Annotated in this window: 7 protein-coding genes; 3 read left to right on the top strand and 4 right to left on the bottom strand. The window is 68.7% G+C overall.

Annotation, left to right across the window (positions count from 1 at the left end; all coding sequences use genetic code 11):
* Positions 1-636: 636 nt before the first annotated feature.
* A complete protein-coding gene (locus TFC3_RS26925; protein WP_067505577.1) occupies positions 637-2,760 on the bottom strand; it encodes a cation-translocating P-type ATPase in 2,124 nt (707 codons plus the stop codon).
* Positions 2,761-2,865: 105 nt separating this feature from the next.
* On the opposite strand from TFC3_RS26925, the gene TFC3_RS26930 reads away from it, so the two are divergent.
* Together TFC3_RS26930 and TFC3_RS26935 are read left to right on the top strand one after the other, a co-directional pair.
* Positions 2,866-3,297 (top strand): hypothetical protein, encoded by a 432-nt coding sequence (locus TFC3_RS26930; RefSeq protein ID WP_067505579.1) that lies wholly within the window; start codon positions 2,866-2,868, stop codon positions 3,295-3,297.
* 13 nt (positions 3,298-3,310) lie between these two features.
* The gene (locus tag TFC3_RS26935) at positions 3,311-4,075 is read left to right on the top strand and encodes an alpha/beta fold hydrolase (protein WP_067505584.1); all 765 of its coding nucleotides are present in this window, start codon (positions 3,311-3,313) and stop codon (positions 4,073-4,075) included.
* On the opposite strand, the gene TFC3_RS26940 is transcribed toward TFC3_RS26935, so the two are convergent.
* From TFC3_RS26940 to TFC3_RS26950, 3 genes are all read right to left on the bottom strand, one after another.
* The gene (locus tag TFC3_RS26940) at positions 4,068-4,718 is read right to left on the bottom strand and encodes an SDR family oxidoreductase (protein ID WP_067505586.1); all 651 of its coding nucleotides are present in this window, start codon (positions 4,716-4,718) and stop codon (positions 4,068-4,070) included. The two genes, TFC3_RS26935 and TFC3_RS26940, sit on opposite strands and share 8 nt — an antisense overlap.
* A gap of 42 nt (positions 4,719-4,760) precedes the next feature.
* Positions 4,761-5,657, bottom strand: a complete 897-nt coding sequence (locus tag TFC3_RS26945) for a LysR family transcriptional regulator (protein ID WP_067505588.1) — start codon at positions 5,655-5,657, stop codon at positions 4,761-4,763.
* Between the two features lie 109 nt (positions 5,658-5,766).
* The gene (locus TFC3_RS26950) at positions 5,767-10,755 is read right to left on the bottom strand and encodes an NAD-glutamate dehydrogenase (RefSeq protein WP_067505591.1); all 4,989 of its coding nucleotides are present in this window, start codon (positions 10,753-10,755) and stop codon (positions 5,767-5,769) included.
* Positions 10,756-10,782: 27 nt separating this feature from the next.
* Between TFC3_RS26950 and TFC3_RS26955 the strand changes: the two genes are divergently transcribed.
* Positions 10,783-12,882, top strand: coding sequence for a penicillin-binding transpeptidase domain-containing protein (locus TFC3_RS26955; RefSeq protein WP_369819657.1), 2,100 nt, complete (start codon positions 10,783-10,785; stop codon positions 12,880-12,882).
* Positions 12,883-13,089 lie beyond the last annotated feature (207 nt).

Genomic DNA, 13,089 nt, shown 5'->3' on the forward strand with positions numbered 1-13,089 from the left:
GGCCCCCCCCCCCCCCCCCCCCGGCCCGGGCCCCCCCCCCCCGCCCCCCCCCCCCCCCCGGGCGGGGGCGGGGGGGGCCCCCCCCCCGCCGCTGCCTCTCCCACCCCAGCCGCCGCCCGGTTACTCCGGCCGTCTGCCAGGGCGGATGTGGCGGTGCGCCACAGCGGGGGCCTCGCCGACCGTGCGATGCCGGCATCATGACCACCGATCGTCTGCGCAGGCTGCTCCCCGAACGCGGCGCCACCGCAGATCCTGGGGGCCAACTCACCCCGGCAACTACTGTTCGTGCCCAGCCACACAGCTACAGAAAGTCACCATTATTCGGAGTATTCGCCCTCCCGGCGCGAATACAGCACTTCTGTCCGAATTTCCCGCCCACATTGGTCCGCCCGAACGGACAATTCCCGCACGCTACGCTTCCCTAGTGGGCTGATCATCACGTAGCGTCATGTCTGCAGGTGGATCTGGGGAATGCCGCCGGCGGGCTTCGAGCTTCGGGACCGGTTCGAATTTTCGCGCGGCGGTACAGATGGTGAGCCGGGCGCCCCGATCGTTTCGGGAGCAACGGCCGGGAGGTGCGCCCGGCTCACACTGCAACGACCGGGAAGTGCGGCGCCCGGCTCGCACACCTGCGGCTTAGCGGAACCGGCGCAGGCGCAGGCTGTTGCCGACCACGAAGATCGAGCTCAGCGCCATCGCCGCGCCCGCGATCATCGGGTTGAGCAGGCCCGCGGCGGCCAGCGGAAGCCCGGCGACGTTGTAGGCGAAGGCCCAGAACAGGTTGCCGTGGATGATCTGCACGGTCCGCCGCGACAGCCGTACCGCGTCGACCGCCGCGGCCAGGTCGTCGCGCATCAACGTCAGGTCGGACGCCTCGATGGCCACGTCGGTGCCCGCGCCCATCGCGATGCCGAGGTCGGCCTGGGCCAGCGCCGCCGCGTCGTTGACCCCGTCGCCGACCATGGCCACGACCCGGCCGGACGACTGGAGTTGCTTGACGACGTCGACCTTGCCCGCCGGCAGCACCTCGGCGAGCACCTCGGCGATCCCGATCTCGCCCGCCACCTTCGCCGCGACGGCTTGGGCGTCGCCGGTGGCCAGCACGGGGGTAAGACCCAGGCGGCGTAGGCGGGCGATGGCCGCAGCGCTTTCCGGACGTACGGAATCAGCCAATGCCAGCCGCCCCCGCAGCACGCCATCGGCTCGCACCTCGATCCACGTCAGCGCGGAATCGCCGGAGCCACGGGCGACCTCGACCAACTCGCCGCCGACCGTGCCGCGAACCCCGACGCCGGCCGTCGCCTGGAAATCGGTGACCGGGGCGAGGTCACCCAGCGTGCGGGCGGACTGGGTGATGGCGCGGCCGAGCGGGTGCTCCGACGCGGACTCCACGGCGCCGGCGAGCAGCAGCAGCGCCTCGGCGTCGTAGCCGGGTTCGGGGAGCACCTCACGCACGGTCATGACACCCGTGGTCACCGTGCCGGTCTTGTCGAGCACGATCGTGTCGATCTTGCGGACCGATTCGAGGGCCTCGACGCCGCGGATGAGGATGCCGAGCTGCGCGCCCCGGCCGGTGCCGACGAGCAGGGCGGTGGGCGTGGCCAGACCGAGCGCACAGGGGCAGGCAATGATGAGTACGGCCACAGCAGCCGTGAACGCAGCGGTGGACCCGTCGCCCGCGCCCAGCCAGTAACCCAACGTGGCAACAGCGAGCGTGATGACCACGGGTACGAAGATGCCCGAGATGCGGTCGGCGAGGCGTTGCACTGCCGCCTTACCGGCTTGAGCGTCCTCGACCAGGCGAGCCATCTGGGCAAGCTGGGTGTCGGCGCCGACCCGGGTTGCCCGGACGACCAAGCGGCCGCCCGCGCTCACGGTACCGCCCGTGACGGTGTCACCTTCAGTTACCTCGACCGGCACGGACTCACCGGTGATCAGACTGCGATCGACGGCCGAGGCACCCTCGGTGACGATGCCGTCAGTGGCGATCTTCTGCCCGGGGCGTACCAGGAAATGGTCTCCGGCTTTGAGGTCGTCGATCGGTATCTCGCGGCCGTCGGGGAGCGTGACGGTCTTGGCGCCCAGCTCCAGCAGCGATCGCAGCGCGTCCCCGGCGCGGCGCTTGGCCCGAGCCTCGGCATAGCGTCCAGCCAGCAGAAACGTGGTCACACCGGCGGCGGCTTCGAGGTAAATCGCATCGCCCTCGGCCCCACCATGCAGGGTGAAGGGGTGGGTCATGCCGGGCATCCCCGCATCACCGAGGAAGAGTGCCCACAGCGACCAGATGAAGGCGGCGAGCGTGCCGAGCGACACCAGCGTGTCCATTGTCGCGGCGCCGTGGCGCAGGTTGACCGCCGCAGACCGGTGGAACGGCCACCCTCCGTAGACCACGACCGGCGCGGCAAGGGTCAGCGACAACCACTGCCAGTAGTCGAACTGCCAGGCTGGAACCATCGCGAGCACGATCACCGGAATGCTGAGCATGGCCGAGACGAGCAGCCGAGTGCGCAACGGGTCGCTCGTGGGCGCATTCTCGAGGACCACCACGGGAGCCGGCTCGGCGGCGGTGTAGCCGGTTTTCTCGACCACGGCGATCAGGTCGGCGGCGGTCAGCATGTCGGGGACGGTCGCGCGGGCCTTCTCGGTCGCGTAGTTGACCGTAGCGGTGACGCCCTCGAGCCGGTTGAGCTTCTTCTCGATCCGGTTGGCGCACGCCGCGCAGGTCATGCCGCCGATCTCGAGTTCGATCTGCTGGGCCATACGCCTACTATACCCCGTGGGGGTACCTCGGCCGAGGCGAGCCCGGACGGCCACGTCTGCTGTCTCTGCCGTGCGGGGCGCGGTGACCTGCGCGCGCTGACCCGGGTGCTGATCCTGCTGTGGTGCGCTGATCCTGCCCGCGCTGCCGACATCGATGTCCAGCTTCCAGGGCGCGATGTCGTGGACGGTGCGGCGAGCACTGCGGCGCTGACCGTGTCGGTGTTCCCGGTCAGCATGGCGCTCGCCCGCTTCGGCGGGGACCGGGTCATCCAGCGGCTCGGACCAGTGGTCACCGTGCGGATGGCCGGTGCGTGCGCGGCTGTCGGGGCGTTGACGGTCGTGGTGGGAATTGGGGTCGTACCGGTGCTGATTGGATTTGGTTTGCTGGGTATGGGGATCGCCTACGGCAGCGGTCTCATTGCACCGGGCATCATTGGAGGCCTTGCTCATGCCACATCCCTCACCTTCTCGTTTGTGCTGGTGGCGGCGCTGACCGTCGGGATGGGACTGAGCGCGCGGGCTTTACGCAACCGGTGAACAGGGGGATTTCATGCGAGCGACGGCGATCGACGGCTCGGTGGCGCAGGCAGTGGACGAGGGGCTCGGCTCGCCGATCCTGGTGATCCATGGCGGCATGGGCGATCCGTCGTCGTGGCAGAGGGTCACCGAGCGGCTCCGGCCACGCTTCCGTACCGTCCGCCTGCACCGGCGGCAGTACCGGTTGGACCTGCCGCGCCCCATCACCATGGCCGACGAGGTGGAGCACGTCGCCGCGATCGCCGCGGAACTCGACCGGCCGGTGCTGGTGGGCCACTCCTCGGGCGCGGTGCTGGCGTTGGAAACATTGGTGGCCGACCCCTCTTCCTACGCTGGAGCGGTTCTCTACGAGCCGCCGATCGGTCCGGTCCGGGATGCAGGCTCCGCCCGTGCGGTGCTGGACGAGGGCAACCCCGGCAAGGCGCTTACCGTGTTTCTGCACGACATCGTCGGCATGCCGGCGGCGAGCGCGCTGCTGACCGGCTTCGTCATCGGGCGCAGCGGCTACCGCGACCGGGTGGTGCGCCAGCTCGACGACCACGACCAGATTCACGCCCTCGGTGTGCGCCTGCCCCAGTACGCCAAGGTGCAGCTCCCGGTGCTGCTCATCGGGGGCAGCAAGTCACCGGCCCACCTCGGCGACAAGCTCGACCACTTGCAGCGGACCCTGCCGAACGCCCGCCGGCTGCTGATGCATGGTCAGGGCCACAACGCCGAGATGCACGCCCCGGACCGGCTCGCGGCGGCGATCGAGACGTTCATGGACGAGCTCAAGTAAGCACGCTTCCGCCGTCTACGACCGACACATTGCCGGTGATGTAGTCCTGGTCCATGAGGCTGAGGTAGGCCCTGGCGACATCCTCGGGCTCGGCGACCCGGCCCAGCAGGGTGCCGGCGCCGGCCTGGTCAAGCGGCATGCCGGCGACCAGCGGTGTGCGGGTGAGGCCGGGCGCGACCACGTTAACCCGGATCGGGGCCAGCTCCACGGCCAGCGAACGGGCCGCGGCGATCACCGCCCCGCCGACGGAGGAACCGAGGAGCTTCCCCGCACCGCCGCGCAACGCCGCAGCTCCGGCCGTCAAGGTGATCGAGCCGTGCGGGCTGAGAGTGGGCAGAGCGAGGCGGACGGTGTCGAGCGCGCGGAAGAAGCGGACGTCGAAGAACCTGTGCGCGAGCTCCGGGTCATAGCCGGTGATCGGGCCCCGGACCAGCTCGTCGCCAGCGGTATAGACGAGATGGTCGAACGGCCCGGTTTCGGCGAAGAACGACGTGACCGAGGCGGGCGAGGTGACGTCGACCTTGGTGGCTCGCGAACCCACGATCACCTGGGCTCCGGCGATGGCCGCGGCATGCGCGACCGCCAGGCCGATGCCGCTGGTGCCGCCGATGACCACGATGCGAGTGGAAGAGGAAAGAGGCATGCATCCAGCCTCTTGCGAGACGAGTGCGGCGTCCAAGACCGATCAAGCACCAACTGATGCTTCATCAACATCAGGACAGCTCACGATGTGGGCGCTGCGCATCAGCTCCCGCAAAATCGGGGAGCGGCGGCGCGTCTCGATGGCCAGGCACACCTGGGTGTCGGGCAGGTCGGTCACCACCGCGAACACCAGGTCGGGCCGGTGGTAATAGCGCGCGGCGGACTCGGGGATGACGATGACACCCCGCCCAGCCGCGACACGCTCAAACTTCTCCTCCACGGTCGGCTCAGTCGCCGGCGAAACGAACCCGGTCGGCGGCCCAAAGGCAACTGCCCCGGGCCACTCCGGCACGGTTTCGAGCGGCTGCAGCAACACGTCGCCATCGAGGTCGGCCAGGGTCAGCTCGCTGCGCCCGGCGTGCCGGTGATCGGTGGGCAGCGCTACCACGCGCAGTTCGCAGTACAGGTCGACGACCGTCAAGCCGGTGTCGTCAAAGGGCCGATAGGCGCAGCTGGCATCGAAGCGGCCGTCCCGCAGCGCGGTTATCTGATCGGCCCAGGAGGTGCGGGCGACGTTAACCTGCAGCCCCGGGAAGCGCTCCTCCAGGTGCCGTACCACCGGGGTCATGATCAGGCCGGGCATGAAGCCGATGGTGATGCTGCGGTCCTCGCGATCGGCTACCCGGACCCGCCGTTGCAGAGTCTCCGCCAACCGGAGCAGCTCGCGGGCTTCGTCGCGCAGGAGTTCGCCGGCGGGAGCCAGCCGGGTGCCGGCCCGTGAACGCTCGAACAACCGGACGCCGAGGTCATGCTCCAAGGCGACGATCGAGCGGCTCAGGGCGGGCTGGGCGATGTGCAGGACCTCGGCGGCCCGGCCGTAGTTGAGCTCGTCGGCCAGCGTGAGGAAGTACCGCAGCCGGCGCAGATCCAGGTCACCCATGCCTGCGATCCTCCCTCGCCGGTAGGCGGAAGCGCTGGCCGACCTGTGGAAAGAGAGCAAGCGGCCCCGGCGCAGCACAGCGACGCTGCGCCGGGGACAAGCCGCAAGCTCAGCCGGCGGCCGAGGTCTTGACCAGGGTGCGGATCTGGCGGAGCAGGACCGACAAGGCGGCCAGGTCGCCTGGGGATTCTTCGATGTCGCCCATGGCGTTGCCGGCACGGGCCAGCGACGCCGCGTTGTCCTGCTCCCACTGGGAGACGCGGGCTTCGGGAGTCGCGTCGCCCGGAGTGGAGTGCAGGACCTCGGCGGTCAGGCCGGCCAGGGCCGAGTAGAGGTCGTACCGCAAAGCCATCCGAGCCAAGGTCTGCCAGCGGTCGCCTCGGGGGAGGCGGGAGATGAGCGACAGCAGAACGTCGATCTTGAAGCGTTCGGAGAGGACGAAGTAGACGTTTGCCACGTCGGTTTCGCTCTGACCGGTGACCTTGGCGGTTTCCAGGATGTCCAGGGTGCCGAAGCCGTAGACCACGCGGGCCACGCCGCCGGCCAGGTCGTCGGGGACGCCGTTGCGCTTGAGCATGTCGACGTGGGCCTCGATCGAGCGGCGTTCGGCGCCCTGCACCACTGTGGGCAGCTCGCTGAGCATGGTGGTCACGCCCGGCTGCAGGCGCTTGATCTCACCGGCCACGTCCAGCGGGGAACGCCGGTTGCTGACCAGCCAGCGGACCGCGCGGTCGAGCAGGCGCCGGCTTTCCAGGTGGACCATGGTCTGCGCGAACGTGGGGACCTGGTTGTCCAGCTTCTCCGCGGCGGTCCACAGGCCGGCCAGGCCGTACACGTCGCGGACCACCACGTAGGCGCGGATCACGTCGGCCGCCGAGGCGCCGCTTTCCTCCATGGCGCGGAAGACGAACGAGGTGCCGCCCCGGTTGACCACCTCGTTGACCAGCGAGGTCGAGATGATCTCGCGGCGGAGCCGATGGCCGGTCATCCGGCTGGCGAACCGTTCGCGCAGCGGGGTGGGGAAATACCGGGCGAGGACCGCGTGCGTCCACTCCTCGTCCACGATCGGGTCGGCGAGCACCTGGCGTTCGAGCGAGATTTTGACGTACGCCAGCAGCACCGCGAATTCCGGAGGCGTGAGCCCGTCGCCGGCCTCGTAACGGGCGGCCAGCTCCTTGTCGGTGGGCAGGGCTTCCAGCTCGCGGTTGAGCTGACCGGACTGCTCCAGCGAGATGAGCATGCGGCGGTGCACGGGCAGCAGCGAGTGGGCCTGCTGCCGGGCGTTACCCAGCGCCGTGGCCTGCTCGTAGTTGTCGCGCAGCACCAGCGCGGCGACCTCATCGGTCATCGCGGCCAGCAACTCGTCGCGCTCGCCCACAGTCAGCTCGCCGTCGGTCACCGCGCCGCCGAGCAGGATCTTGATGTTGACCTCGTGGTCCGAGCAGTCCACGCCGGCCGAGTTGTCGATAAAATCGGTGAACACCCGGCCGCCCCGGGAACCGTTGGCGTCGCTCGGGCCGCCACTGCGGGCGTACTCGATGCGGCCCTTCTGGGTGAGTCCCAGGTTGCCGCCCTCGCCGACCACCTGGGCCCGCACCTCCCTGCCGTTGACCCTGATCGCGTCGTTGGCCTTGTCGCCGACGTCGGCATGGGTCTCGGCGGCGGATTTCACGTACGTGCCGATGCCGCCGTTCCACAGCAGGTCGATGGGCGCGGTGAGGATCGCGCGCATCAGCTCCGCCGGGCTGACCGCCTTGGCATCACCGAGCTGCAGCGCGGCGCGGATCTGCGGGCTGACCGGGATCGACTTGGCCGAGCGCGGGTATACCCCGCCGCCCTCGCTGATCAGCGACGTGTCGTAGTCGGCCCACGACGAGCGGCTCAGGTCGAACAGCCTGCGGCGCTCGGCATACGAGGTGGCCGCATCGGGATCCGGGTCGAGGAAGATGTGCCGGTGGTCGAACGCGGCGACCAGGCGGATGTGCTCGGACAGCAGCATGCCGTTGCCGAACACGTCGCCGGACATGTCGCCGACGCCGACCACCGTGAAGTCCTGCGTCTGCGTGTCGGTGCCCAGGTCGCGGAAGTGCTTCTTCACCGACTCCCAGGCGCCGCGCGCGGTGATGCCCATCTTCTTGTGGTCGTAGCCGGCCGAGCCGCCGGAGGCGAACGCGTCGCCCATCCAGAACTCGCGGCCGACCGAGATCTCGTTGGCGATGTCGGAGAACGTCGCGGTGCCCTTGTCCGCCGCCACCACCAGGTAGGGGTCGTCGGCGTCGTGGCGCACCACATCCCGCGGTGGGATGATCTTGCCGCTGAGGATGTTGTCGGTGACGTCGAGCAGCGCGCCGATGAACAGCTTGTAGCACTCGACGGCCTCGTCTCGGTCGCCCGGCTTCTGCTTGAGCACGAAGCCGCCCTTGGCGCCCACCGGCACGATCACCGCGTTTTTCACCATCTGAGCTTTGACCAGGCCGAGCACCTCGGTGCGGAAATCCTCCCGCCGATCCGACCAGCGCAGGCCACCGCGGGCGACGGCACCAAAGCGCAGGTGCACGCCCTCGAACCGCGGCGCGTAGACGAAGATCTCGAACTTGGGGCGCGGCTGCGGCAGGTCCGGGATGGCGGTCGGGTCCAGCTTGAACGCCACGTAGGACTTGGGGCGCGCGTCGCTGCCGCGCTGGAAGAAGCTGGTGCGCAGGGTCGCGTTGATCAGCGTCAGGTAGGAGCGCAAGATCCGGTCCTGGTCGAGGCTGTCCACCCCGTCCAGCAGCGTGGCGATCTGCTCGACCAGATCGGCGGCCCGGCGCACCCGCTCCTGCTCGCCGATCTGCAGACGCGGCGAGAACCGCGTCTCGAACAGCCGCACGAGCAACCGCGCGATCTCGGGATAGGAGATGAAGGTCTGTTCCACGTACCGCTGAGAGAAGACGTTTCCGGTCTGCCGTTGATATTTCGCGTACGCCCGCAGCACCACCACCTGCCGCCAGGTCAACCCGGCTCGCAGTACCAGCTCGTTGAACCCGTCGACCTCGGCCTCGTTCTGCCAGGCGGCCGCGAACGCGTTCTCCACCTGCGGGCGGACCTCTGACAACTCGTGGTGCGAGGCCGGCGGCTGCAGACCGAAGTCGTAAAGGTAGACAGTGCCGTCCTGGCGACGTACCTCGTAGGGTCTTTCATCAACGACCCGCACGCCGAGCGAATGCAGCACCGGAAGCACCGCGGACAGCATCATGGGTTCGCCGTAGCGGAAGATTTTGAAGCGCACGTCGGTGTCGTCCGGCTCGGCCGGCCCGTCGTGGGTCAGCCGGCGCTTGCGGTAGAGGTGCATCTCCAGCTGGCCGGCCTCTTCGAGCAGCTCCAGCTTGGCGATGTCCTGCACGGCCTCATACGGCGTGTGCCCGTCCTTGTAGCTGTCCGGGAACGCCAGGCTGTAGCGGTGGAACAGCTCCTTGGCCGGCTCCTCGCCCAGCTTGCGCTCCAGCACCAGGGAGAAGTCGTCGTCCCACATGCGCGTGGCATCGGCGAGCAGCTCGGCCAGCGTGTTCGGGTCAACGGCGCCCGGCGGGTCGGCCGGGTCGGTGCGCACGATGAAGTGCACCCGCGCGAGCATCCGCTCTGTCACCCGGGTGGTGTAGTCGACCCCGATGCCGTTCAGCTCGCGCAGCAGGATCTCCTGCATGGCTTGACGGTTGCCGGTGGTGAAGCGGTCGCGGGGCAGGTAGATCAGGCACGAGATGAAGCGCCCGTAACCGTCGCGGCGCAGGAACAGCCGCAGTTGCCGGCGCCCGGCCATGCGCAGGACACCGATGACTGCCTCATATAAGTCATCGGTCTTGATCTGGAAGAGCTCGTCGCGCGGATAGGTCTCCAGGATCTGCAGCAGGTCCTTGCCGGAGTGCCCGCGCGGCGAGAGACCGGAGCGGTCGAGCACCTCCATGACCTTGCGCCGGACCACCGGCAGCTCGCGCACGCTGGTGCGGTAGGCGGAGCTGGAGAACAGGCCCAGGAAACGCCGCTCGCCGCAAACCTCGCCCCGGTCGTTGAAGACCTTGACGCCGATGTAGTCCAGATAGGCGGAACGGTGCACGGTCGCGCGCGAATTGGCCTTGGTGATGATCAGCAGACGCTTCTCCAGCGCGCGCTGGTGTGCCTCGGGCGCCATCGAGGAGAGCTGACGGGGGGTGCTGTGGTCGCCGCGCAGAATGCCCAGGCCGCTGCCGGGCACCGCGGTCAGCAGGTCGGCCTCGGCGCCCTCGCCGAGCTGGTATTCGCGGTAGCCGAGGAAGGTGAAGTGCTCGTGGGCGAGCCACTTGAGCAGCTCGATCGAGTCGGTGACGTCCTTGTCGGGCACCGGCAGCTTGAGCTCGGAACCGCGCGCGGCGGCCAGCTCGTCGGCGATCACCAGCGCGCGCTGGCGCATCCGTGGCCAGTCGTCGACCGCGTCACGCACGTCGGTCAGCACCCGGCGCAGCTCGTTGTGCAGCTGCTCGCGCGCCTGCCCGGTGCGCACCGGGTCGATCTCGACGCGGATCCAGCTCTCCACCAGGTCGCCGTCGATCGCGTCGTCGGGCTCGACGTTGGCCTCGACCTGGGTCAGCGCCCCGAGCGGCTCGCGGCGCACCACGATCAGCGGGTGCACCAGCAGATGGACCTCGAGCTGGTGCGCGGTGAGCAGGGCGGTGACCGAGTCGACCAGGAACGGCATGTCATCGGTGACCACGGAGATGACGGTGTGCGGCTGGTCGGCGCAGGGTTCGCTGATGTCGAGCTTGAGCTCGCCGGGAAGCCGGGCCGCGGCCAGCTCGCGGTGCTGGCGGGCGGCGTCGAACATCTCCTGCGGCGTGTAGCCGACCAGCTCCTCGTCGGGCGCGAACCGCCAGAAGCGATCGACCAGCGTGGCCGTGCCGTGATCGCGGCCGGCCAGCGCCACCGCCTGCGCCACCAGGCGCTCGGCGTTCGGCAGCGGCTCGTCGAGCTCGTCGTCGGACGTGCCCAGCCGGCCGGTCAGAGCCAGGCCGGGGCCGGGCCCGAAGTCCAGCTCGGGATCGGCATCGTTTGCTGCCTCATCGGTGGCTGCCTCATCGGTGTCAGGCATGACAGACGGCTCCCCTCACCCACGACTTTGTGGGTTCGACGTGTCGGCGCTGAGTTTAGAACAGGGGTCCGACAGCTCGGGCGGACCCCGCGTCCGAAGCCAAGATCCGACAACGAATTCGCTACATCTCACCCAGCACGGGTCAACGTGACGGGCCGCGAGAGGTTACCGTTCCGTACGTCCCCTGGCTCGTACCCCGGAGAGGGGCTCCCCATGCACCGCAGCCGTATCGCAGCGACCTTGACGGGTCTGATTCTGGCAGGAAGCGGCCTGTCCGCCTGCTCGGGTTCCGACGGCCCGGACGACACCGTCGATGCTTTTCTGGAAGGCTGGCGCACGGCGAACCTGAGCAAGGTCGGCTTCGTCACGGCGGCGGGCAGCAAGATCTCGGCGGAGGACGTCTACAAGCAACTGCGCGAGCTGTCCGGCGATCTGGCCAAGTCCACGGTGCTGCTGGCGACGGCGGGTGAGGCGAAGGAAAACGGGGAGAACGCCAGCGAGCCGATCAAGCTGGACTGGACGCTGCCCGGGGGTGCAAGCTGGTCGTACCAGAGCACTGTGCGCCTCACGAAGCACAACACCGACGGCTGGAAGGTGGTCTGGGAGCCGGCCATCGTGCACAGCGAGCTGACCGACGGGGACAAGCTCGGGCTGCGGCGCAAGGCGGCTGACCGGGGCGACCTGCTGGATGCCGCAGGCAAGCCGCTGGTCACCCCGCGGGCGGTGGTCACGATCGGCATCAGCCCCGAACGCATCGAGGACAAGGGCAAGCTGCTCAAGGAGCTGCAGTCGGCGCTCAAGACCGTCGACGTGACGATCAATCAGGAAGACCTCGACACCCGGCTGAAAGGCTCCGATCCCACGGCCTTCGTCGAGGTGGTTACGCTCCGGCGGCCCGATTACGACAAGATCCGCGACAAGGTACGAAACCTGCCCGGCACTGTGTTTCAGGAAGCGAACCGTGACCTGGCCCCGACCCGGATGTTCGCCCGCGCCCTGCTCGGCACGGTGGACCAGGCTACCCGCGACGACATCAACGCTAACCCCGACAACCTGGCGCAGGGTGACATGGTCGGGCACGGTGGCCTGCAGCAGCGCTACGACGGCGACCTGCGCGGGGTTCCGGGCCAGGCGGTGGTGATTGCGCGGCGGACCCCCGACGACAAGGTCGAGGACTCGCAGGTTTACAGCGTCGAACCGGTGGCTGGCAAACCGGTGAAGACGTCGATCGACGTGGACACCCAAATCGCGGCCGACACAGCGGTGGCAGCGGAAAAGAACCCGAGTGCCCTGGTAGCGGTGAAGATCAGCGACTCCAGCGTGCTCGCGGTTTCCAACGGCCCCGACGGTGGCACGGTGGACACAGCGTTGACGGGGCAGGTCCCGCCCGGCTCAACGTTCAAAATGGTGTCGGCCCTGGGCCTGCTGGACAAGAACGCGGTAACCCTCGACGGAAAAGTCGACTGCCCGGCAACGAAAAAGGTCAGCGGCCGCGAATTCAAGAACTCCCATGACATGGAACTAGGGTCCGTTCCGTTCCGCACCGACTTCGCCAAGTCCTGCAACACCGCCTTCGTCAACCTGGCCCCCAAACTGGGAGCAGACGGCCTCCGAGCAGCAGCAACCTCGGTAGGCATCGGCGCCGGATGGGACCTCGGCATGGACTCGTTCAGCGGCAAAGTCTCCCCCGCCGCCTCGGACACTGAACTGGCCGCAGCCACCTTCGGCCAAGGAGCCACGGCGGTAAGCCCCATCGCCATGGCCAGCGCCACCGCAGCCGTAGCCCGAGGTCAGTTCAAGCAGCCGCGCCTGGTCCTCGAACCGGCCCCCAAAATCGCCCCCGACGGCGCCAAGCTCGCCGACACCTCCATCAAACCCCTGCAAACCATGATGCGAGAAGTCGTCACCAAAGGTACGGCCGAAGCCCTCAAAAATGTCAACGGCGGCCCGGTATCGGGTAAAACCGGGACAGCCGAATTCCAAGACGGCTCCGACGAAACCCACTCCTGGTTCATCGGCTGGCAAGGAGACGTGGCCTTCGCCGTCATGGTGCAGAAGGGCGGCCTCGGCTCGGAAGCGGCCGTTCCTGTTGTCAACCGCTTCCTTACCGCACTGAACAAGCCTTAGGTGACGTCGGCCGGCTCTTCGGGACCGATTTCGAAGGCCGGCCGCTGCGCGGGAAGCGAGAAATCTTCGACGGGGCGAGGGCGGAGCATTCCCGGCATGGTGGCTGGGAGGGGGGCTGAGTCGAGGAGAGGGGCTGAGCCGAGGGGGCGCAGAGGTGCGGTCGCTGCTTCATCGGCGGCTTCGAGGGTGGGTTGGTCGTCCTCGGGG

The organism is Actinoplanes sp. TFC3 (assembly GCF_001553785.1).
Lineage (GTDB): Bacteria > Actinomycetota > Actinomycetes > Mycobacteriales > Micromonosporaceae > Actinoplanes.

Coding starts and splice junctions, on each gene's coding strand:
- TFC3_RS26945 (WP_067505588.1), bottom strand. CDS start 5,657: ATGGGTGACCTGGATCTGCGCCGGCTGCGGTACTTCCTCACGCTGGCC.
- TFC3_RS26940 (WP_067505586.1), bottom strand. CDS start 4,718: ATGCCTCTTTCCTCTTCCACTCGCATCGTGGTCATCGGCGGCACCAGC.
- TFC3_RS26925 (WP_067505577.1), bottom strand. CDS start 2,760: ATGGCCCAGCAGATCGAACTCGAGATCGGCGGCATGACCTGCGCGGCG.
- TFC3_RS26950 (WP_067505591.1), bottom strand. CDS start 10,755: ATGCCTGACACCGATGAGGCAGCCACCGATGAGGCAGCAAACGATGCC.
- TFC3_RS26935 (WP_067505584.1), top strand. CDS start 3,311: ATGCGAGCGACGGCGATCGACGGCTCGGTGGCGCAGGCAGTGGACGAG.